This window comes from Paenibacillus chungangensis (assembly GCF_042675905.1).
Taxonomy (GTDB): Bacteria; Bacillota; Bacilli; order Paenibacillales; family Paenibacillaceae; genus Pristimantibacillus; species Pristimantibacillus chungangensis.
In genome coordinates this window covers 42,770-64,695 of record NZ_JBHTJZ010000071.1, presented here as the reverse complement: position 1 = coordinate 64,695, position 21,926 = coordinate 42,770, and the positions used below count along the sequence as shown (strand labels likewise).

25 protein-coding genes are annotated in these 21,926 nt (G+C 52.7%); 22 read left to right on the top strand and 3 right to left on the bottom strand.

What is annotated here, in order from left to right; genetic code table 11:
* Positions 1–51: 51 nt before the first annotated feature.
* The 7 genes from ACFQ2I_RS22535 to ACFQ2I_RS22505 all read left to right on the top strand — a co-directional run bounded on the left by ACFQ2I_RS22535 (position 52) and on the right by ACFQ2I_RS22505 (position 6,136).
* Positions 52–933, top strand: coding sequence for an SPFH domain-containing protein (locus tag ACFQ2I_RS22535; protein ID WP_377568350.1), 882 nt, complete (start codon positions 52–54; stop codon positions 931–933).
* Positions 934–948: 15 nt separating this feature from the next.
* Complete coding sequence (locus ACFQ2I_RS22530) at positions 949–1,125, top strand: Arc family DNA-binding protein (RefSeq protein WP_377568347.1); 177 nt, start codon at positions 949–951, stop codon at positions 1,123–1,125.
* A 265-nt stretch (positions 1,126–1,390) separates the two neighbouring features.
* The gene (spoVT, locus tag ACFQ2I_RS22525) at positions 1,391–1,933 is read left to right on the top strand and encodes a stage V sporulation protein T (RefSeq protein ID WP_377568344.1); all 543 of its coding nucleotides are present in this window, start codon (positions 1,391–1,393) and stop codon (positions 1,931–1,933) included.
* 125 nt (positions 1,934–2,058) lie between these two features.
* On the top strand, positions 2,059–3,732 hold the full coding sequence (locus ACFQ2I_RS22520) for an oligosaccharide flippase family protein (protein ID WP_377568342.1): 1,674 nt from the start codon (positions 2,059–2,061) through the stop codon (positions 3,730–3,732).
* Between the two features lie 166 nt (positions 3,733–3,898).
* Positions 3,899–5,422, top strand: coding sequence for a bifunctional methyltransferase/pyrophosphohydrolase YabN (locus ACFQ2I_RS22515; RefSeq protein ID WP_377568338.1), 1,524 nt, complete (start codon positions 3,899–3,901; stop codon positions 5,420–5,422).
* A 153-nt stretch (positions 5,423–5,575) separates the two neighbouring features.
* Positions 5,576–5,848, top strand: coding sequence for an HU family DNA-binding protein (locus ACFQ2I_RS22510; protein ID WP_377568337.1), 273 nt, complete (start codon positions 5,576–5,578; stop codon positions 5,846–5,848).
* A 3-nt stretch (positions 5,849–5,851) separates the two neighbouring features.
* The gene (locus tag ACFQ2I_RS22505; protein WP_377568334.1) at positions 5,852–6,136 is read left to right on the top strand and encodes an RNA-binding S4 domain-containing protein; all 285 of its coding nucleotides are present in this window, start codon (positions 5,852–5,854) and stop codon (positions 6,134–6,136) included.
* A 152-nt stretch (positions 6,137–6,288) separates the two neighbouring features.
* Here ACFQ2I_RS22505 and ACFQ2I_RS22500 read toward each other — a convergent pair whose 3' ends face one another.
* Positions 6,289–7,119, bottom strand: coding sequence for a phytanoyl-CoA dioxygenase family protein (locus ACFQ2I_RS22500; RefSeq protein ID WP_377568332.1), 831 nt, complete (start codon positions 7,117–7,119; stop codon positions 6,289–6,291).
* A 126-nt stretch (positions 7,120–7,245) separates the two neighbouring features.
* Here ACFQ2I_RS22500 and ACFQ2I_RS22495 point away from each other — a divergent pair, with 126 nt between their 5' ends.
* The 12 genes from ACFQ2I_RS22495 (at position 7,246) to ACFQ2I_RS22440 (ending at position 16,457) form a co-directional block, all read left to right on the top strand.
* Positions 7,246–8,046, top strand: a complete 801-nt coding sequence (locus tag ACFQ2I_RS22495) for a helix-turn-helix domain-containing protein (protein WP_377568329.1) — start codon at positions 7,246–7,248, stop codon at positions 8,044–8,046.
* A 107-nt stretch (positions 8,047–8,153) separates the two neighbouring features.
* The gene (gene yabP / locus ACFQ2I_RS22490; RefSeq protein WP_262678615.1) at positions 8,154–8,438 is read left to right on the top strand and encodes a sporulation protein YabP; all 285 of its coding nucleotides are present in this window, start codon (positions 8,154–8,156) and stop codon (positions 8,436–8,438) included.
* Positions 8,435–9,046 carry a spore cortex biosynthesis protein YabQ gene (gene yabQ / locus ACFQ2I_RS22485; RefSeq protein ID WP_377568326.1) on the top strand — a complete coding sequence of 204 codons (612 nt, stop codon included), beginning with the start codon at positions 8,435–8,437 and terminating at the stop codon, positions 9,044–9,046. The genes yabP and yabQ overlap by 4 nt, the downstream gene beginning before the upstream one ends.
* 5 nt (positions 9,047–9,051) lie before the next feature.
* Positions 9,052–9,357, top strand: coding sequence for an FtsB family cell division protein (locus tag ACFQ2I_RS22480; RefSeq protein WP_377568323.1), 306 nt, complete (start codon positions 9,052–9,054; stop codon positions 9,355–9,357).
* A 132-nt stretch (positions 9,358–9,489) separates the two neighbouring features.
* Positions 9,490–9,975: a S1 domain-containing RNA-binding protein gene (locus tag ACFQ2I_RS22475; RefSeq protein WP_377568321.1), complete on the top strand. Its 486-nt coding sequence runs from the start codon at positions 9,490–9,492 to the stop codon at positions 9,973–9,975.
* Positions 9,976–10,514: 539 nt separating this feature from the next.
* Positions 10,515–12,947: a stage II sporulation protein E gene (spoIIE, locus tag ACFQ2I_RS22470; RefSeq protein WP_377568425.1), complete on the top strand. Its 2,433-nt coding sequence runs from the start codon at positions 10,515–10,517 to the stop codon at positions 12,945–12,947.
* Between the two features lie 211 nt (positions 12,948–13,158).
* Positions 13,159–13,383 (top strand): hypothetical protein, encoded by a 225-nt coding sequence (locus ACFQ2I_RS22465; RefSeq protein ID WP_377568318.1) that lies wholly within the window; start codon positions 13,159–13,161, stop codon positions 13,381–13,383.
* Between the two features lie 39 nt (positions 13,384–13,422).
* Positions 13,423–13,842, top strand: a complete 420-nt coding sequence (locus ACFQ2I_RS22460; RefSeq protein WP_377568315.1) for a general stress protein — start codon at positions 13,423–13,425, stop codon at positions 13,840–13,842.
* A gap of 93 nt (positions 13,843–13,935) precedes the next feature.
* Positions 13,936–15,078, top strand: a complete 1,143-nt coding sequence (locus tag ACFQ2I_RS22455) for a SpoIIE family protein phosphatase (protein WP_377568312.1) — start codon at positions 13,936–13,938, stop codon at positions 15,076–15,078.
* Positions 15,079–15,166: 88 nt separating this feature from the next.
* Positions 15,167–15,634 carry a hypothetical protein gene (locus ACFQ2I_RS22450; protein WP_377568309.1) on the top strand — a complete coding sequence of 156 codons (468 nt, stop codon included), beginning with the start codon at positions 15,167–15,169 and terminating at the stop codon, positions 15,632–15,634.
* A 38-nt stretch (positions 15,635–15,672) separates the two neighbouring features.
* Complete coding sequence (locus ACFQ2I_RS22445) at positions 15,673–16,038, top strand: STAS domain-containing protein (RefSeq protein WP_377568307.1); 366 nt, start codon at positions 15,673–15,675, stop codon at positions 16,036–16,038.
* Positions 16,035–16,457: an ATP-binding protein gene (locus ACFQ2I_RS22440; protein ID WP_377568304.1), complete on the top strand. Its 423-nt coding sequence runs from the start codon at positions 16,035–16,037 to the stop codon at positions 16,455–16,457. The genes ACFQ2I_RS22445 and ACFQ2I_RS22440 overlap by 4 nt, the downstream gene beginning before the upstream one ends.
* Positions 16,458–16,505: 48 nt before the next feature.
* On the opposite strand, the gene ACFQ2I_RS22435 is transcribed toward ACFQ2I_RS22440, so the two are convergent.
* On the bottom strand, positions 16,506–17,330 hold the full coding sequence (locus ACFQ2I_RS22435) for a CheR family methyltransferase (RefSeq protein WP_377568302.1): 825 nt from the start codon (positions 17,328–17,330) through the stop codon (positions 16,506–16,508).
* 13 nt (positions 17,331–17,343) lie between these two features.
* Complete coding sequence (locus tag ACFQ2I_RS22430) at positions 17,344–20,067, bottom strand: ATP-binding protein (RefSeq protein WP_377568300.1); 2,724 nt, start codon at positions 20,065–20,067, stop codon at positions 17,344–17,346.
* Between the two features lie 166 nt (positions 20,068–20,233).
* Here ACFQ2I_RS22430 and ACFQ2I_RS22425 point away from each other — a divergent pair, with 166 nt between their 5' ends.
* Genes ACFQ2I_RS22425 through ACFQ2I_RS22415 form a run of 3 tightly spaced genes read left to right on the top strand, consistent with a single transcriptional unit; the run spans position 20,234 to position 21,911 of the window.
* On the top strand, positions 20,234–20,644 hold the full coding sequence (locus tag ACFQ2I_RS22425) for a DUF948 domain-containing protein (RefSeq protein ID WP_377568298.1): 411 nt from the start codon (positions 20,234–20,236) through the stop codon (positions 20,642–20,644).
* A gap of 53 nt (positions 20,645–20,697) precedes the next feature.
* A complete protein-coding gene (locus ACFQ2I_RS22420; protein ID WP_377568296.1) occupies positions 20,698–21,138 on the top strand; it encodes an ATP-binding protein in 441 nt (146 codons plus the stop codon).
* Positions 21,135–21,911: a sigma-70 family RNA polymerase sigma factor gene (locus tag ACFQ2I_RS22415; protein ID WP_377568293.1), complete on the top strand. Its 777-nt coding sequence runs from the start codon at positions 21,135–21,137 to the stop codon at positions 21,909–21,911. The genes ACFQ2I_RS22420 and ACFQ2I_RS22415 overlap by 4 nt, the downstream gene beginning before the upstream one ends.
* The last annotated feature ends 15 nt before the right edge of the window (positions 21,912–21,926 follow it).

Here is a 21,926-nt window from a genome sequence, read left to right as displayed (position 1 = left end):
GTAAATAGTGATATCATATTAATATCTTTAAGATATTGGAGAGATGAGAAGATGAACGAGAAAAAGGCATTATGCGTTAGTGGTTATCTAGCTTTGCTTGTCGCAGTCGTTGCTGCAATAGGCGGTGTGTACGTAATCGCCAAGGAACTGATGTCCGATACGCCGCATGCTCCAAGCGGAGTGATGATCGCGCTCGGATTTCTGCTTGTGTTGCTGGCAGGTCTGTGCCTTTCCTCGCTAGTCATAGTTCAGCCCAATGAGGCGAAGGTAATCACCTTCTTCGGCACATACATTGGTACGGTGGTTGAGAGCGGCTTGTGGATGGTCGTGCCGCTTACAACGAAAGCGACGGTATCCCTGAAGGTGCGCAACTTCAATAGCCAGAAGCTGAAGGTGAACGATGCGGAAGGTAATCCGGTTGAGATTGGAGCTGTCATTGTATTCAAAGTGACGGATACGGCTAAAGCTACTTTCGATGTAGATAAATATGAGCGATTCGTGGAAATCCAAAGCGAGACGGCGATCAGGCATATTGCGGCCAAGTATTCGTATGACACGTTCGAGGATGAGAATGTGCCCTCTCTTCGCGGCAATGCGGATGAGGTGGCGGGGGAGCTGCTTGAAGAGCTGCAGGAGCGTCTGCACGTAGCCGGCGTCCAACTGATGGAAACGCGAATAACCCATCTGGCTTATGCTCCGGAGATCGCGAGCGCGATGCTGCAGCGTCAGCAAGCGATCGCAATTGTGGCAGCCCGGCAGAAGATCGTAGAAGGGGCTGTCGGCATGGTGGATGCTGCACTTAAGCGGCTGGAAGAGAAGGGGATTGAACTGGATGCGGAGCGCAAGGCGGCGATGATTAACAATTTGATGGTGTCGATTGTATCGGACCGGGCGGCACAGCCCGTTCTGAATACAGGATCGCTCTATAATTAAGGCAGAATCGATATTATGGCAAAAGAAAGGAAGTCCTTTCCACTTCGCCTTGATCCCCAAATCCATCGAGCGTTGGAGCAGTGGGCGAATGACGAGTTCCGGAGCGTCAACAGCCATATCGAGTATTTATTGCGGGAATCGCTGCACAAGGCCGGCCGTCTGAAGTCGTCCCCTCGAAAAGAAGATAATTGAAACGAGAAGAAGAAAGCAGAGTGTGCCGACTGGCAGGTTGGCGGCTCTGCCTTTTTTATCGCAATGGCGGAGTTAACGGGGGTTCGGTAGGAAATGGTGCGGCTGGCGACATGCATAAGATTATGGGAGTGGATGAATACTATGGTCAGATTCAAAACCTTATCAATCAATCCACCGATAAGCTTGCGTATGCTGGATGAATCCATCTGAGTCAATAGATATCCAGTCGATTCCAAATCCTCTAGTGAAAGCGGGGCAACATGAAATGAAAGCAACTGGAATTGTACGTCGTATCGATGATCTGGGACGTGTAGTTATACCCAAGGAAATTCGTCGTACATTGCGTATCCGCGAAGGCGACCCTCTGGAAATATTCGTGGACCGCGATGGCGAGGTCATTCTGAAGAAATATTCGCCAATTGGCGAGCTTGGTGATTTTGCGAAGGAGTATGCAGAGTCCCTGTTCGAGAGCACAGGGCATATTACTCTTATATCTGACCGGGATACAATTATCACGGTAGCGGGCGCTTCCAAGAAGGAGCTGCTGGAGAAGCCGATCGGTTCTACGCTCGAGACGTGCATGGATAACCGCAAGACGACGCTGGAGACGAATACCGGCTCTTATGAAATCGTGAAGGATATGCAGGAGCAGATCAGCTCGTTCGTCGCAGCGCCCATTATAGCCAGCGGCGATCCCATTGGCACAGTCGTGATGTTGAGTAAGGATGAGTCAGTGAAGATGGCCCAGATGGAGTCCAAGATGGCGGAGACAGCGGCCGGCTTTTTGGCCAAGCAGATGGAGCAGTAGTCATATCAAGATTAGCTTCCCCCTACAGATCAGCTCTGTGAAGGGAAGCTTTTTATTTGTCCCTTAGGCTCACGGGTAAGGTATAATGAGGTAGTTCAATTGCCTTAGAGTAGGGGAGTGGAGGAATGGGCCGCAAGCGCAAGCGTACGGGGCGGCACTGGTGGAGGAACGGTGTTGTGCTGATGGCGGGAGCTGCGCTGGTATCCAAGCTGATCGGCGTGCTGCAGAAAGTTCCGCTGCAAAATATGGCTGGTGACAGGGTGTTCGGAATTTACAATGCGGTGTATCCCTTCTATCAGCTTATGGCGGTGTTGGCGACGGCGGGAGTGCCTACGGCCGTATCCATCATCATTGCGCAGCGTCTGCGAAAGGGAGATGTGCCGGATAAGGTGAGTCTAACGCTTCGGGCTGCCTTATGGATGCTGGGCATAACAGGCCTGCTGGCGTTCGCCTTCATGTGGGGAAGTGTAAGCAATACTGCGGTCTGGATCGGGGACAAGGCGGTGGAGACGTCTCTTCGCACACTATCTGTGGCGCTGCTGTTCATGCCGGTTGTCGCCGTCCTGCGGGGATATTGGCAAGGGCTGGGCCGTATGTCCATCTCGGCAGGCTCGCAGCTGATGGAACAGCTTGTACGCGTCTCTGTGATGCTGCTTGTCCTGATCCTCGGACTTCGCGCAAGCTGGGATGACGGCGCAATAGCCGGAGGGGTCATGCTGGGATCGGCTGCGGGCGCCGCATCTGTGCTGATTGTATATAGCTTGATTAGAGGAAGAAGGAGCGATAGAGCACGGCTGCTAGTCAAGGCTGAATTAAGGCGGGAACGGACTCCGCTGGGAGTGATGCTGCGGGAGATGAGGGAGGTGGCTGTACTAGCGCTGCCCGCAGCATTGGCTGCCATTGTCATACCAATGGCGAGTGTGGTGGATGCATTCACGGTACCGACTATGCTGCAGCAGGCTGGCATAGGCGATGCAGCGGCGATGCACCAATTCGGCGTGTACAGTCGAGCCCAGCCGCTGCTGCAACTGGTGGTCATGGTGGCGGGTGCGGTAGGGGCGGCGCTGGCGCCGGGGCTGTCGGCTGCTCGCACGTACGGGGAGTCCCGTATACTGCATGAGCGGTTGTCTCTGCTCATACGTCTGGCGTGGGCATGCGGCGCTGCCGCGGCGCTGGGGCTCGTTCTGCTGGCGGAGCCGCTGAACGTGATGTTCTATAAGGATGCCCAAGGTACGCGGGCATTCGCGATCGTGGGGTTCACCGCGCTGGCGGGCTGCGTCAGCGCGGTGATCGCACCGGCGCTGCAGTCACTTGGCGCGGTGCGGATCCCTGCGGCGCTGCTGCTGGTGGCAGCGCTGCTCAAGGGCGCGCTCAACGCCGTACTCGTGCCCTCCCTCGGAATCGAGGGAGCGGCCTTCTCCGGCGTTGTCGCGCTAAGCGTCGCCGCCCTGCTGGGCGCGGCGGCGCTGGGCCGTGCGGCGGCTGCGTACGCGCCGCCCGGCGACGGCGTGCGGCGCGCGGGACGAGGCCGCGCCGCTGCAATGGCGCTTGCGGTGATGGCCGCAAGCGTAATAGTGACCGAGCGCGCGCTGGGCGCCGCGCTCGGGGACGCGCTGCCGCCGCGGGCGGCAGCGGCTGCGCTTGCGCTGACGGGCGTCGCCGTCGGCGCTTGCGCGTTCGCCGCAGCGGGGCTGCGCTGCGGCATGATCAGCGCGCAGGAGCTGCGCGCGCTGACGGGCGGCGAAGCGTGGGCCGCCCGGCTCCGGCGCTGGCGGCTTTTGCCGCGAGCTGAGCGCTAGCGCGAGGATGACCGCTGCGTCAGCGCTGGCGCAGCGGTCATTTTTTGGCGTGGGCGCCGGATATGCTATACTAGGTGCAGCATGAGCTGCAGAAGCTTGTTCGATCTATACATAGCGAGTACAATAAGCGTAATTCCGTGTAGAAAAATAAGGAAGGTGACATCGCATGGCAGCATCACCTATTATAATAGTCGGCCTCGGTTCGGGAGATCCCGATCAGCTGTCGCTTGGCATATGGCGCAGGCTGCAGGGGGCGAAGCGCCTCTATCTGCGGACGGAGAATCATCCCGTCGTATCTCTGCTGAAGGAGAACGGTATTGCCTATGAGACATTCGATCATGTGTACGAGCAGCACGACTCGTTCCCTGACGTATACGAAGCGATTGCGGAAGCGCTGATTCAGTCAGCTGTCGAATCGGCGGATGAAGAAGCTTGTTCAATCGTCTATGCTGTGCCTGGCCATCCCATGGTGGCGGAGCGCACAGTAGCGCTGCTTCGCGAGCGATCGGAGACGGAGTCCATCCCGATACAAGTATTGGGAGGCGAGAGCTTCCTGGATCAAGCGTTCGTCAGCCTTGGCTTCGATCCCATCGAAGGCTTCGCGCTGTTGGATGCGGCCGATCTGGAGCCGGGACGTATTCAGCCGCAATTGCATAATGTGATCGGACAAGTGTATGATGCTTATACCGCTTCCGATGTGAAGCTTGCGTTAATGGAACGCTACCCTGACGATTACGAGGTTGTGATTGGCCATGCGCTGGGCGTCGAGGGCGAGGAGCGCATGCTGCGCGTGCCGCTCTATGAGCTGGACCGCCAGTCCGGGTACGGCAATCTGTCTCTGATCTATGTGCCCCGTTCCGACAACCCGATGCTGCTGAATCGGACCTTCGAGCGTCTGCATGAGATCGTATCCATCCTGAGAAGCCCGGAAGGCTGTCCATGGGACAGGGAGCAGACACACGCCTCTATTCGCAAAAACTTCATCGAAGAGCTGTACGAAGCGTTGGAGGCGATCGACAACGACGATCCTGAAGGCATGCAGGAGGAGTTCGGCGATGTCATCCTGCAAGTGATGCTGCATAGCCAGATGGAAGAAGAGCTGGGCAGCTTCTCCGTGTACGATGTCATTCAATCGCTGAACGAGAAGCTGATCTTCCGTCATCCCCACGTATTCGGTGACAATAGCGCGCAGGATGCGCAGGAGGCTCTTAGCAACTGGGAGCAGATGAAGGCCGAGGAGAAGCGCAAGAAAGGGATTGATGAGGGGACAAGCTCCAAGCTGGACGGTATTCCGCCTGACTTGCCTGCGCTGATGAAGGCTTACAAGCTGCAGAAGAAGGCGGCCAAGGTAGGCTTCGATTGGGACGACATCAACCCCGTATTGTCCAAGGTGGAGGAAGAACTGCAGGAGCTGCGGGAAGCTATTGCATCGGGAGATCAAGAAGCGCAGAGCAATGAGCTTGGCGATCTGCTGTTCGCGGTTGTGAATGCTTCGAGATTCATCGGCGCAGACCCGGAAGAGGCGCTTTCTAGCACGAATCGAAAGTTTAAGAGACGATTTCAATATATTGAAGAGCAGCTTCGTATAAATGGCAAATCTTTTGACCAAACTGATTTACTAGAGATGGATCGTTGGTGGGAAGAAGCAAAGAAGCATGCATCGTCGGACTTTCGCCACAATTCGCCTTGATTCCGCACTATTCCCAAAAAAATTTGATCTCGCGGCAGGAATTTGTGTTCTTAGGAAGAATTTATATTCTTCGTGAGAGCAGATTTTGCCAAAGGGCCTGACTCTATGGAAAAGGCCTCAAATATTCGTAAAATACTAGGAGGAATAATGATTATGAACAAGACAGACCTGATTAACAACATCGCTGAGAAGAGCGGCATGACGAAGCGTGACGTAGAATCTGTACTTAACGGTTTCCTGGGTGAAGTAACTGACGCGCTGGCAAGCGGAGACAAAGTTCAACTGATCGGCTTCGGTACTTTCGAAACTCGTAAGCGCGCTGGACGTGTAGGCCGCAACCCGCAAACGGGCAAAGAAATCACCATTCCAGAATCCAAGGTTCCTGCGTTCAAAGCGGGCAACAAGCTGAAAGAAGCGATCAAGTAATTCATGAGACTGGATAAGTTCCTCAAAGTGTCCAGACTGATCAAACGCCGCACTGTCGCCAAGGACGTATCGGAGCAGGGACGCGTATGGATCAATGGCCGCGAAGCGAAAGCCAGCAGCAAAGTTAAAGTCGGCGACGAGCTTCAAATCCAGTATGGAGTGAAAATCGTCACGGTTAAGGTAGAGCGGCTGGCAGATACGACGCGGAAGGATGAAGCCGGGGAATTGTACACTTTGGTGAAAGAAGAACAGCGCCCACGAGACAACGCTCTTGATTGGGAACAATGAGAAGAAGCTGCAGACGAGTGCTATGCTCGACTGCAGCTTCTTTGACATTCCAAAACGATAAGTTTCGAGGTCCTGGCCAAATATCCCCGTAAGCTTCGAAGCTTATCCCCACTTTGTGAGTTATTTCGCCTTTTGGCTTAGAAAGAGTTCTCCTAGCATTCCGCATCCGTCATCGCATTCGTGAACATCAGCTTATACTCCTGCGGACGCAGCTTCAAGGCCGACTCTGCCGCATAATGCAGTTGCAGCGCCCGCCTGCGCTTCGCTGACAGGTTAAAGGGCGTGCCGTGCTTGAGCAAGCCGTGGAACAAGAGCGCGCCCCCAGGGGCAAGGGGCACCGCCACATCGCGCTCTACAGGAATATGGTCATCGCATATTTGCCAGTCTCGCACCGCGTAATGGGGAACCGCTCCTTCGGCATGAGAGCCGGGAATGACATGCATGCAGCCGTTATCGAGGCAAGCTTCGTCCAGCGCGATCCACACTCCGATGACCGCCCGATTGTAAGCGAGTGCGCCGTACGCCATATCCTGGTGCCAAGGCTTCTCCCCGCCGGCGTGCGGTGGCTTCAGCAGTGCCATGTCCTGCACAAGTACAGGCTTATCGCCAAGCAGACGCTCCAGCACCTCCATTAGCGGACGATGGCGGCTTATGGCTCCCAGACGTTCGTCTACATTGACGAAGCGGCTAACTTTGCGGACGGCCAGCTCTCGCTCCTTCAGCTCCTTCAGCTCCTCCTGCGGCTTGGTGAACTGGATATGAGCCCCCTTGGCATCCACGAAGATCAGATCGTTCAGTGCGGCAATAGCCTCCTCTGTCTGCCCCTCGTTCAGCACGCTCTCCACCGCCAGGTAGCCCTGCTTCGTATAATTGGCTACGGCAGCTTCACCAATCTCTTGCAAGCTTCCCAGCTTGTCGGCGACCTTATCGTACCGATACAGCTTGGCGGATATATCCTCCGCCGTTCCATTGTGAAGCTTCATCGGCAATAAGCCTCCTCTGTTATATCAATTTACCTACTATACCAATAAGATATGCCAACGAAGAGGCACTTTAAATGTACCATTTGCTATAATGATTTATACAATTCTACCTAAGGTGGTGGGGTAATGGTTCTTGCGCCGGAACATATCCATGCGTCTGCTTACTTCAACAAGGTGCTCTGCGAGCCGGGCTGGAAGTGGGATATCCGCTCCCGTCCCATGAGCGACTACGATCTGTGGTATGTATGGGACGGAACAGGCGATCTGACATTGAACGGTACAGCGTATCAAGTGCAGAGAGGTTCGTGCTTCCTCTTTCGTCCCGGCGACCGGATCTTCGCCTGTCACGACCCCGAGCGTCCGCTTACGGTGTCTTATATTCACTTTCACTGCGAGGACTCGCTTCTGGAGCAAGTGGCTCCTTACCTGCTGATGTATGAGGATGCGTGGTTCGAGGGGCTGCTGGAGAGGTACATGTCCCAGATGCTTGCTAGAGAGGAAGGGTTCCGGGAAGAAGCTCGCCTGCTGATCGTCATGCTGCTTCTGCAATACAGCCGTCATGCGGCATCAATCCCGAACCGTCATGTACAAGAGCATGCGCAGCACACGACTGTAACGGATGCAATATGGGAGATTGCAGCCCGAATCCGGCAGCATCCCGCTCTGCAGCACCGAATTCGCGACTTGGCACGTGAGACGCACCTGTCGCCGCGATACTTCTCCGTGAAGTTCAAGGAAGTGGTCGGCATGTCCTGCGAGCGGTACATGGTGGAATGCCGCATTCAGCGGGCGGAGTATCTGCTTCGGTACAGCGGCATGTCCGTCGGAGAGGTGGCGGATGCGCTGGAGTATCAGAATATTTATTATTTCAGCAGGCAATTCAAGAAGTATAGAGGGATAGCGCCGTCCCGGCTGCTGAAGTCGTGACAGCGGGCAGCAAAGCCTTCCGAGGTGGCAACGAAGTGGCGGGGTTCTAAACCTTGTCCGTTCTCCATAGAGTAGAAGTAAGAATGATTGAAGCGGGGGACGAGGCTATGGTGGAACACGGCAAAGGACAGAAAGGACAAGAAGTCAAGCTGATCAACCGTAAGCTGCTGGAGCTGACGGGCGTAGTCAATGTGGAAAGCTTCGACAGTGAGGAATTTCTGCTGGAGACAGAGCTGGGATTCCTCACCGTAACGGGACAGAATCTGCACATCAAGCACCTTAGCCTGGAGCAGGGATTGGTTGCGATTGAAGGCACGGTTCACTCTCTCGCCTATCTTGACGGCACAGCTACTGCCAAGAGCAAAGGGCTGTTCGGGAAGCTGTTCAAGTGACGCTAAGCGTACAATGGCTGACAGTGGTCATGATGCTTCTATCCGGACTGGGCATGGGAGCGGTATTCGACGGCTACCGGGTTGTCTCCCATGAGCTGCGCTTTCCGCGCTGGTGGCTCCCTGTGCTGGATATTGTCTATTGGATGGCAGCTGCGGTCGTCGTATTCCGGGTACTGTATGCCAGCAACAACGGCGAGGTGCGCGCATATGTATTTCTGGGACTGGCTATCGGCGTCATTCTTTACTACTGGGTGCTCAGCCGCTTGGTAATCTTATTGTCGAAGTGGCTCATTGGTGCTGTTCGTTCTCTTATTGCATTTTTGCTCAAGCTGGTCGATTTTTTGCTGATCAAGCCGATTTTGGCGTTATATCGTCTCGTTATCGTCATTTTGGGATTTGGGTCTGCACTCACTATTTTCCTCCTGAAAATTGTGATACAATTGGTTCGTCCATTCGGCCTCTTATTGCGCTGGATGCTTGGACCGGTCACACGACCGTTAGGTCGATGGCTGACGCCATATTGGCAATCGATGCGAATAGCGGAGCGTATAGGCAAGCTCATACCCGCATTCGTGCAACGGTGGAAATCATGGTTAAGGAGGAAGTAGCAATAATGGCAGCAGCAACAGCGAAACAATCGACAATGCCGGCCGCGAAGCGTCGGATCAAAATCTGGCTTTTCTTTGTAATCTTGTTTTTGGGCTGGGCCGGTTATACGCTATTCGGTCAGATGCAGCAGAGCCAAGCTACAGAATCCAAGCTAGCCACGATGAAGGAAGAGCTTGAAGCTGCTAAGGCGCAGAGCGACGCCCTGAACATGCAAATCGAAAAATTGAAGGATCCAGAGTATATAGCACAATTAGCGACGAAAGAGCAAGGAATGGTCAAGCAGGGCGAACAACAGATCTTTAGCGACTAAATCGGGCGCTACAGCGGGATGAACGTCTGTTGACCTTCCTTCGGAGATTCGGTTATAATCACGTTAGAAGCAGGCTGCAGCAGTGATGGAGCGCTGCTCACTATAACTTTTCAGAGAGGAACATTTTATTTTATGGCAATTGAAGTGGGCGCCAAATTAGAGGGGAAAGTTACCGGCATTACACATTTCGGAGCATTTGTTGACTTGTCGGGAGGTGTCACTGGTCTTGTACACATTTCTGAGATTGCAGACAACTATGTCAAAGATGTGAAGGATCATCTGAAGCTGGACGATGTAGTTAAGGTCAAGGTCATTAATGTGGACAAAGACGGAAAGATCGGCCTTTCAATTAAACAAGCCGTCGATCGGCCTGAAGGCGCGCCGCCGCCGCAGCAGCGTGAACGCACGGGTGGTGGAGGCGGAGATAGATTCAACAACCGAGGAGGCTTCGGAGGCGGACGTCCCTTCAATAAGCAATCGTCTGGCAGGCCGTCATTCGGCAAACCGTCATTCGAGGATAAAATGTCCCGTTTCTTGAAAGATAGCGAAGAACGGATTTCGTCGCTTAAGAAGAATACGGAAGGCAAACGCGGTGGACGCGGCGCCAAGCGAGTGTAACCGTCAGCTCCCATTTAACTTATAAATAGATGCATATAGCTATTCCAGAGCAGAACCGTTTAGGGCTTCTGCTCTTTTTGCTGTTGCATCGGGTTAGTTGACTATTGCAGGGACGCATAACGACAAATGCCAAAGGTTACCTGTCAGTATGATCGCAAATGTCGTATTCAGGATACGGGAATACGCATAATTCTTCTTTTTTATAAGGCTCTTGCAATACCGACAGGTTATCGCGTCGATTCGCTAGAGAATTGAAAGCGTTTCCTGTACAATTTGTTGACAGAGAACACGTGGCGTATAGCCATGAACGTAACGAACCCCTTGCGAGGCTTGCATGTGACAGATTTATGACATAGTGCGTTGAGACAACTGTTTTGTCGGAAAAAAATTATTGAACGTGTTACGTTAACTGACAAACTTCATAAGGACAACCCCCTATAATGAGAACCACATTACTCTCGGAATGGTGGTGTCTGAACGTGAAGAAGGAACAAGTAGCGGGTACGCTTGAGCTAAAACGTCAGAAGCTGGTGCAAAGCATGGCTGGAATGGGAAGAGATTGGGTCGGGGCGAAGCGCATGATAGGTTTTTTCTCAGGGAAGAAGTGGGCGTTCTTGATGCTGGCGATCGCTTTTCTATTGGGACGGGCCGTTATATTGGAGTCTCTTATGCCGTTTGCCGCGGCATATTTTGCCGTCACTTACTTTATGCGCAGAGATCTCTTTCCTTGGGTCGCTGTGGCGCTTGTCGCGGGTAGCTGGTTCGCTCCCGATCCTGCACCGCTCTGGATCGCCCTTGAGCTCGTCGTCTTGTTCCTGCTGTTGAAGGGACTGAGCGCTTATGAGAAGGCGGAGTTGTCCACCGCCCCGATCCTCGTCTTCACCGCGACACTGCTCGTCGGTATGTTCAGCGTATTCATAGGGGACAAGCTGAGCTGGTACAACTTCGTAATGGTGGTCGTGGAGTCGTCGCTAGCCTTCGTCCTGACGCTTGTCTTCATCCACGCAATGCCGGTACTGATGATGACGAAGAAATCCTCCGTCTTGAAGCATGAAGAAATCATATGCGTGATGATTCTTCTAGCTACTCTGATGACGGGAATGGTGGGCTGGGTGTTCTACGATATGTCAGCGGAGCATGTAATGAGCCGGTATATATTGCTTCTGTTCGCTATGGCGGGCGGCGCGCCGCTAGGAGCATCGGTAGGCGTAGTCGCGGGGCTGATTCTCAGTCTGGCTGACTTCAGCGCGATTATACAGATGAGCATGTTGGCCTTCGCGGGTCTGTTGGCGGGATTGCTGCGAGATGGCGGCAAGATGGCAGCGGCATTCGGCATGCTGCTGGGCACGTCGATCTTGACGGTCTATATCGGGACGGGCTCTGATGTGATGAGCTCCACCTGGGAATCCGTCGCAGCCGCTACGTTGCTGCTGCTCACGCCGCGGGGAGTCATCCGCACGATTGCCCGTTACGTGCCGGGTACGCACGAGCATACGAAGTCACAGCATGACTATGCGAAGCGCGTGCGAGAAGTGACCGCGGAACGGGTCGTCCAATTCTCGGAAGTGTTCCGCCAGTTGTCGCGCAGCTTCGGCCAGTTGAACCGGAAGTCAAATGAGACGACACGCGAGGATGAGATTGGCCACTTCATGAACGCCGTCGCAGAACGGAGTTGTTCCTCTTGTCATCGCCAGAGCGCATGCTGGGATAGTAAGTTCTACAATACGTACAAGATGATGACGGAGATGATGACGACCGTGGAGGAGAATCGGATTCCGCTCACCAGGGATCATCCTCGGTCGTGGACTTCGCATTGCGTGAAGTCTTCTCAAGTGATGGCGGTGATGAAGCATCAGTACGAGCTATATCACAATGATATGCAGTGGAGGAAGCAATTATACGAATCCCGGCAGCTTGTCGCCGATCAATTGCTTGGGGTATCGCAAGTGATGGAGGATCTGTCCAGGGAGATTAGACGGGAGGGGCAGACGCTTCATCTGCAAGAAGAACAAATTCGGGAGGCGGTGGAAGGGTTAGGGTTGTCTATTCAAGGTGTGGACATTGTCAATTTGGAGGAGGGAAGCGTTGAAATTGAAGTATATCATTCCTTCGAGAAAGGATTCGATGAATGCCGAAAAATAATCGCTCCGCTGCTTAGCGATATTCTGGGCGAGCATATTGCGGTGAAAGGGGAGAAAGCGCCCGAGAAGCCGGGCGAGCCAACGCTCGTCGTCTTCGGATCGGCCAAGCAATTCGAGGTGGATACTGGGGTGGCGGGAGCTGCCAAGGGAGGCGATCTGCTGTCGGGAGACAGCTTCAGTCTGGTAGAGCTGGGAAGCGGCAAGTTCGCTGTCGCGATAAGCGATGGCATGGGCAATGGGGAGCGCGCGCGCCAGGAGAGCAGCGCAGCGCTATCCATTCTGCAGCAGCTGCTGCAGTCGGGGATGGATGAACGACTGGCGGTGAAATCGGTCAATTCCGTCCTGCTGCTTCGTTCGTCCGAGGAAATGTACGCTACGGTAGATCTGGCTATTGTAGATTTATATACAGCGCATACGACCTTCTTGAAGATTGGGTCGACGCCAAGCTTTATTCGTAGAGGAAGGGAGGTTATCCCAATTACCGCCAACAATCTGCCGATCGGCATTATACAGGACATCGATGTCGACTTCGTCTCCATGCAGCTGCAGCCAGGCGATACGCTCATTATGATGAGCGACGGCATCTATGACGCCCCCGGCTATGCAGTGAACAAGGAGCTGTGGATGAAGCGCATCATCGGCGAGCTGGAGACGAACGATCCGCAGGAGATGGCCGATGCGTTGCTGGAGCGCGTCGTGCGGCATCATGACGGCGATATTGTCGACGATATGACGGTGCTCGTCACCCGTATCGACAAGCATGTGCCGGAATGGGCGGCATTCCGTTGGCCGGGCGTTACCCGGATGGAGCGGCCGAGAACGGTGAGTTGAAGGAGAGCTGGATGTAGTTAATCATTAGTTGTATTTGAGTGCGAATGTTGTCTAAAATAATAGACCATGTTAAATTTTAAACATTAGACTTATATTAGGAAGCAATCTGAGAATTTTCTCATGGCCGGGTATGATTCAAGTCGGTTTCTTCGGGTTAATAAGGACTAAGGAGGCGCTCCTAATCCAATCATGACGAACCGGGAGGATGACGATGATGAATAAACATTCCTATATTCGTAAAACGAAAGTGATATGGACGGCAACGCTTTGCGCGGCATTGATCTTCACAGCGGCAGCCTGCAATAATGATGGATCGAGTGGCAATGCAGGCACAGACGGCGTGAACAATGAGTCGCCCGCCAACGATGCCATGGTTCCCGATGCTGACGGCAATGCGATGAATTCCCTGACGCCTGATGCTGGAACAGCAGAGTAATCATGCAGTGAATCATACCTATTCCAAGGAGGGATTGCGATGATGAACATACCAGATACCGACAAGACGAAGGTTCATACGGTTATGACGCGTGATGAAGTGCAAGAGCAGGTGAGAAGCTTCGCCAGAGAGGGCTATCCGGAGGAGCGAATCTTCGTGCTGACGCATGACAAGACCCGAACGAAGCGGCTTGCCGAACGTACTGATGCAGAGGAGATTGGCTTGAACGAGCAGGGACTCGGCACAGCCATTGCCAACTTGTTCCGTTCGACCGGCGAGGAGCTTCAGGCGAAGATGCGATCGCTAGGCATCTCAGTGGAGGAAGCCGAGCGGCTGGAAGCTGAGATGGAGAAGGATAAAATTGTGGTCATTGCATGGGGTGGCAGAGAATACGAGGACGATGATTTCGACAGGGATATTGTCTACCATCCTTACATGTATATGAATCATCATTATTAGAAACGCACCTATTAGCGTATGATACAAGCCTACCCAATAAGGGTAGGCTTACATCATACATAGGAGTATTCATCACCACGGGAGGAACTTTCCTTGAGCATTCTAATCGTAGACGATAATGTGACCAATCAAATGATTATTAAGACGATATTAAGCAGAGAAGGATATACCGGTCTGAGAACGGCTTCCTCGGCTGGCGAGCTGTATGACATGCTCCATATTGATACAGGTTGCCCAGCAGAAGAAGCGGTCGATCTTATATTGCTGGATATGATGATGCCGGAGATTGATGGACTGGAAGCGTGCAGGCGCATACAGCGGGATGAACGCTATAGCGATGTCCCTATTATATTTGTGACAGCGGTAGGCGATTCGGCGAAGTTAGCGGAAGCATTGGATGCGGGGGCGACCGATTATGTGATGAAGCCCATTAACCGCTTGGAGTTAATGGCCAGAATTCGGTCCGCTCTTCGATTGAAGTATGAGAAAGACTGGCATAAGGAGCAGGACAAGCGGATTCGCTATGAGCTGGAATTGGCCAAGCAAGTGCAGAGAAGCGTGCTCAGTGAGCCGATCTGTAATGACAAGATTGCAATCGAAGCGGATTATCGTCCGTCGTATGAGCTGGCAGGCGATTATTACGCCTGGTTCCGGATTGACAGCAAACGTTATGGCGTCATCTTGCTGGATATGATGGGACATGGCGTTGCCTCTTCTCTCGTGTGCATGTTCATCTCTTCTGTGCTGAAGGATACTATTCTTCGCATTACGGACCCCGAGGAGGTCATCTCCGAGCTGAACCGCTATATGGGTCAGTTGTACCGGGAGGAAGAGTTGATGAACTATTATTTTACGGCCATATTCGTACTTGTGAATACGGAAGAGAGGGTCATTCAATATGTCAATGCCGGGCATCCACCCGGTCTTGCCGTTACGAATGAGGGGACATTCTGGATGCATGCATCCGCTCCGGCCGTCGGTCTGTTCGAATCAATCCGGGTTGAGAAGGGCGTCATTTCTTATCAGCCGGGCACGACGGTCTTGTTGTATACAGACGGCTTGACAGAGGCGATGACTGAGCCGGATGAGGAGCGAGAGCAGCGAATGGCAACTCTGATCAGGAGCTGCTCCGAGGAGGAGTCCGCTTCGGAATTGGTGGAGCGCTTGCTTCCGGCCAGCGAGGGAATGAAGCGACAACCGGACGATATCTGTCTTGTCCGAATGACGTTGAAATAACGGTTCTTCTGTTTCAATTGTCTTCAATCGGTTTATACATGTTAATAAGAACCTTGATAGCCGATGATGGGCAGGAGGGAGTTCAATTATGCATGTTATTATCATATTGACCTTATTGCTTGGCGATATGTACACGTTGACGGCCGACGCAGAGAAGCGAAGTGTGGAGCCGATTCATGCGGAGTGGAGCGAAGTGAACGGGGTCTCCATCTACGATAGCCGTGAAGCGGTCGTGGAGAAGCTGGGGCCGCCCGATCGCATCTCGCAGGACGAGCATCTGCCCGGCATAGAGACTTATCATTACGAAGCGATGAGTATTAGCTTTCAAGACAGCCAGATGCAATATATCGACGTGGAAGCACCGGGCCGGTTGACCGTGAATCAGATGGAAGTGAACATGACGGAGCGGGAGATGCGACGTCTGTTGGGTGAACCGGACTATGTAGCTGAAGACGGGATCGTATTCCAGAGAGGTGCGACACTACTGAAGCTGTTCCTGGACAGCGATACTGGCGCTTCACAATATGTGAGCTATTATCATATAGCGGCAGTGTAGCTTGCACCATAGCTGGAAAATAGGTAGGATCAACATATATGCTACAGATCGGAGTGATGAATATTATGAAGTTGGATCCGTTACATATTGAACAGCAGGAGAGCAACGGACGATACTTGCTGAAGCTGAGCGGCGAGCTTGATCTGGCCGTCGTGCCACAGCTGCAGGCGGCGCTTGATCGCGTCATTAAGCGTACCGATGTGGCGCTTGTGCTGGATATGAAGGATGTCGCCTATATTGACAGTACAGGCATCGGCATTATTGTATCTATACTGAAAACGAGACACAGTATCCATGCTCCATTTTATGTAAGGAATATTCCTGACCGAGTTCGCCGATTGTTCGATATGACAGGCCTGTCCGGCTACTTGAAGGAAGGGGAAGGGGAAGAGGCTGAGGCATGAACGCAGTGCATTTGCAAATTCCGGCGGTAGCGGATTATATCGATCTTGTCCGTCTATGTCTGACAGGTGTAGCCACCAAATTGAATTACAGCTACGAAGAAATAGAAGATATGCAGGTAGCGGTCTCCGAAGCGTGCAACAATGCCGTGCTCCATGGCGGCAACGCTTCGGGGCGGCATGTGATCGATATTTCATTTGAGCCTGTTGAGGAAGGTCTGATGACTAAAGTAATCAATTATGGGCCCCCCTTTGCCTATCAAGAGGCGGTGGGAAGCGGGGCTAGTCTGCGGAGCGAAGAACCTGAAGAGCTGCGTGCCGGCGGTTTGGGCATTTATTTAATGGAAGCGCTTATGGACGAGGTGCATGTTCAGTCGGACGAAGACGCTACAGAAGTAAAGTTAATCAAATATCGCGTTTGAGGAAAGAGGCCGCTTGCTTATGCTGGGCAAGGCCTCTTTCTCTGTCGTTCAGCCGTTCGCATATTTGCGATAGATGCGCCACTCGGGCTGGTCTTCGACGAATCGCTTCTGTTGGGCTGCGAGGATGGTCTCTTTGCAGCCCAGCGCTAGATAACCATCGTACGTTAAGCTGTCAGCCAGCACATTGAACACCCGGTTTTGCAGCTCCGTATCGAAGTAAATGAGAACGTTCCGGCATAGGATGGCATGAAATTCATTGAACGAGCCGTCCGTTGCCAAATTATGCTGCGCGAACACCATTCGCTGTTTGATCGTGTCATGAAAATAGGCATGCGTCCGGTTAGTGCAGTAGTAAGAAGAAAATTCCCCTTTTCCCCCGGCTTGCAGATAATTCCGTGTATATGCCTGCATTTTCTTTAACGGGAACCTGCCTGCCTTGGCTCCATCTATCGCATCCTTGCTCATATCCGTTGCATAGATGATTGTCCGATCGAGCAATCCCTCTTCATCCAATAGAATCGCCATGGAATACACCTCTTCGCCTGTAGCGCAGCCCGCATGCCAGATGCGGATTTGTTCCTGCATTCGGAGGTGCGGGACAACGAACTTGCGGAATGCGAGGAAGAAGCCGGGATCGCGGAACATCTCCGTCACTTTGATAGATAAATCCTCCAGCAGCTTATTCATCCATTGTTCATCGTGCAAGATTCGGTCCAACAATGCAGAGACTGTCGGCACATGATCCAACTGCATCCGATGGAGGATGCGTCTTCGCAGCGAGGAACGCAAATATTGGCGGAAATCAAAACCCTTCACACGATAGATCGCTTCCAGCATCAGATCAATCTCAAGCTCTTCGATTTCTTCACTCATCGTATCCCACCCGCTAACTGGTCAGCCATACGCGCATAAGCGAGAATAGCTGCTCCATCACTATTGGCTTGCTAATATAGTCCGAAGCGCCGGCGGCCAGACAGTTGTCCCGGTCACTCTTCATTGCTTTGGCAGTAAGAGCGATAATGGGCGTATGCCGGAACGCTTCGCGCTCCTTCAGCGCCCGAGTCGTCTGGAATCCGTCCAGTACAGGCATCATGATATCCATCAGTATCAGATCGAAGCGAGCATCAGAATCACTGTCCACCATGTCGAGGCATTCCTGACCGTTGCGTGCCACTGTAACATGAAGCCCCCTCTTCTCAAGAGACTGGCAGATGGAGAAGATGTTGCGCTCGTCGTCTTCTACCAGCAGCACTTTCTTGTTCAAGAAGACGGTATCTTCTTCCTGGGGGGTAACAGCCTGAGAGGGCGCCTCAGACATCAATGCAGCTTGAGCTGACTCGTCCCGCGTGGCCGGAGCTGCTGATTCATGCGCTGCTGCAGCTTCCAAGACGGTATTCCCTCGCTCGATAGGGAGCAAGAGCGTGAAGGTGCTTCCCTGATTCGGCATACTGCTTACAGCGATGCTTCCTCCCAGCATAGTCGCGAATTCTCTGCAGATGGACAGTCCCAATCCTGTGCCGCCGTAGATACGATTGGTATTGCCGTCCACCTGCTGGAAGGCTTCGAATATTTCCTCCTGCTTCTCAAGCGGGATGCCGATGCCCGTATCTTTAATCGAGACGGCCACCGCATTCTCCTGGGGAAGAGATGGTATATGCCGCCGGATGAAGGCCGGATCGGGCCGATGCAGCGTAAGTGTAACCGAACCTTTATGTGTGAACTTGAAAGCATTGGACAACAGATTCTTCAATATTTGCTGCAGCCTCTGACCGTCCGTGCGAATGGTAGGCGGGAGCCCTTCCTTCAGCTCGGTATGAAAGGCGATGCCCTTATTCTCCGCTACGGGAGCAAAGCTCGGCTTTAGCATGTCTGGAATTTCCGACAAATTCACTTCATCCATAACCAGTTCGATTTTGCCGGCTTCCAGCTTGGACAGATCCAGCATATCGTTAATGAGTGTGAGCAAGTCGTTGCCGGAGGAATGAATGACTCTTGCATAGCCGGCTTCTTCCTTGGAAAGGTTGCTGTGCTCATTCTCGTAGAGCATCTGTGACAGAATCAATATGCTATTAAGCGGTGTTCGAAGCTCATGAGACATATTGGCGAGGAAGTTCGACTTGTACTGTGCGCTTTCTTCCAGCCGATTAGCGTAATCCTCTAATTCCTGCTTCGCTTGTTCCAATTCCTTCGTCTTCTGCTCGGCGTACAGATTCTGTTCTTCCAAGTGCTCCGTCGTCATTCGCATCTCTTCCTGCTGCATCTGCAGTTCTTCCGATTGCGCCTGCAGCTCCTCCGTCAGAGCTTGAGACTCCCCTAGCAGTCGTTCCACTTCCATTCGGCCGGCGACATTGTCGATGGCCACTCCGAAGTGCTCCTCAATTGCCTCCAGCAACTTCAGATGCTGTGCTTGGAACGCTTCCATGGAAGCGAACTCCACGACGGCAATCACTTTGCCTTCCAGCTCTACGGGAATAATCAGCACGCTCTGCGGCTCCATCTCTGTTAGACTGGACTGTATGCGTCCTTCATAATGTTCCGGCCGTGTGAGCAGGAACGGACGTTTGTCCTTGGCGCATTGGCCTACCAATCCCTCGCCGACAAGGAAGCTGGACCTGGCGTCGCACCCGCCTTGCGCGGCATAAGTAGCAAGCTTGTCCAGTCTGTCATTCTCTCCGCTGCCCCTCCGATAGTAGAACGCGCCATAGCTGGCGCCAATCATCGGAGCCACATGGCTGAGGAAGGCGTCGGCCAGTTGAATTAGATTCTGCATGCCCTGATTCATCGTGGCGACATCGGCAACATGTTTCTGTACCCACGATTTCATCTCCATGCTTTCAAGCAGACTGTTGGTAGCCTCCGCCAGCCCCTGGATCTCATCTCTGGAGCGGACCTTGATACGTCTTGCCAGACCAACTCGGGACTCTGCGATCTCGCGAATGGCGGTTGTCACCTGACGTATCGCATTCACAATCGTTTGCGATACGTAGGCTACAATAAGGAGTGACAGGAGCGCTACGGCAACTAATATGATGATAATTGTGCGAATCATGGACGCATTGCGCTGCTCCAGCAGCACCAATGACGCCTCATTGGCTGATAGGTGATTCTTGCGAAGGTTCTCCAGCTGCTCTCGGAGCCGTTCAACGCTGTTTTTACCGGAATCGTTACGGAAGTAGTCAATGACAGTAGCGGTCTCATTGTTTCTTCTCAGCTGTATAGTCGGTTCTCCGTATGTATTAATCCAATGCTCGATCGTTGCCTTTATGCCCTCGAGCTCCTTCTGTTTCTCCGGATCGGCATCGAAGTGGTCCTGCAAGTCCTCTAGGTTATTCCGCCATTCTGCTTTCCCTTGCGTATAAGGCTCCAGATAGGCTTCGTCTCCCGTTATAATGTAGCCTCTCTGACTAGTCTCCATACTAATGACATTGTAGCGGATCATCGTAATTAGGCTGCTAATTTCAATGCTCTTGCTCGATAGCATTTCCATTTCATGCTGCTGATGCGCAATACGTTCGGATATCACCCCGATTGCTGCTCCTAGACAGCCGATCATGAGGATATAGCCGATAGCGATTTTGTATCGAATACTGAAGCTTCTCCATCTGAACATAGCGATTGGGCACCCTCCTAACGGCTGACTTTGAACACACTCTATTAAGTATAGCATGCGAGAAAGATAGATTCGAGGAAGCGGAGAAGGCGGGAGAAGTGTTTCAAAGGTGTCCGCAACGGGTAAAACGTAGCAAACAGGTTGCATAAAGGAGTGCTTTACAGAGATGAATACAATCGTCCTGATTAGTGCAGTTATTGTGGCATTAGCCGTGGTAATCGTCCTGATTGCGGCATTTCGAATGTTCCGGCTTGCCGGCTTGATGATGCAGGAAGGGCAAAGAGCAATCCAGCAGATGCGGCAAGAGATGATGTTATTAACCGCTGAGGCAAGAGATGTGGTAGGAACGGCTAGCGGAGTCGCCCGGCAGGCGGAACAGAAGCTGAAGGAACTGGACGGGGTATTCGCCACTATCAAGATTATGGGGGACACGGCGCACTCCGTCTCGCTGTCGTTGCAACAGAGCGCAGCAGCTCGGACTCCCGAGAGTCGGGAGAGACCGGAGAGCTCGAAGTTCAGCCGCGTCAGCCGCATTGCGCGGACGGCAGCGGCTGTCATGCGAATATGGAAGATTTGACGGCAATAGGAATCGATGCCCATCATCCATAGAGAAAGAAGGGATTGTGTGATATGAATAATCATCCTATAGTAATGACCATACCGGCAATTGCAGACAACTTGAGTATTATTCGCTCCGTGTTGTATGCCTTGGCGGTGAAGGCCGGCTTCTCCTATGAAGAGATCGAGGATATGAAAGTGGCCGTCACGGAAGCTTGCTCCAACGTTATTCAGCATGCATACGGCGATCAAGAAGGGTTCATCCGGATATCCTTTCAATGGAAGGATGTGGATCTGTATATAACGATAAAAGATGACGGAGCCGGAGTTCGGGAAGAGGGAGAGAGCACGATTCGCCAGGGGCTGCACGCCATCCCGCTTGTTGAGGCTTCTATAGGCGGACTGGGCATTTATATGATGCATGCGCTTATGGACAAGGTGGAAGTGAAGCGGCTCAACGGGACGGAGGTCGTGCTGATCAAGCGCTTGGGCAGAATCGAGGAGATTGTATGAGTGAAAGGACAGCGCAATTATCGTCTCATCAGATCAAGTCACTGATGGAGCAATATCGTAAAATGGAATGCAATGAGAGTGCTACCTTGCTGCTCAAGCATTACGAATTTATCGTTCGAATGGCTGCCGGCAAGATGTCGCGGAGCAGAACGGATCTGTACGATGATCTCTATCAGGTCGCGCAAATAGCCATGCTGCGGCTGTTCCAGCAATATGACGCGACGAAAGGCATTCCGTTCGAGGGATATGCGATGAAGAGTCTGATTGGACACTTGAAGAACTACTTGAGGGACAAGGCATGGTATATTCAGATTCCGCGGCGGATAAAGGAGAAGGGGTTAATGGTGCAGCGTGCCGTCGATGAGCTGACGGTAGAGCTGGGTCGCTCTCCTATGGTCGAAGATATCGCGTCAAGATTGGAATTATCAATAGAAGAGACGATTGAAATATTGGCGGCCCGAGAGTCGTATCATTATTTGTCCTTGGACAAGCCTCTGAGCTCGGATGAGGAAAGCGCGGCCACGATCGGCGATGTGATTCCCGGCGATAGCGGTGAGTTTCACGCCTTGGACGGCAATCTCGATCTTCAAGCGGCTATGCTCCGCTTGAAGGAGCAGGAGCAGCTCGTGCTTCAGCTGGTCTATAAGAAGGGACAGACGCAGCGTGAAGTGGCGGAATGTCTTGCTATATCGCAGATGAGCGTATCCCGCATTCAACGCCGGGCATTAGAGAAGTTAAGGCGCATCCTTCAGGATGATGAAGTAGATGGCTGATCATATAGACACAAT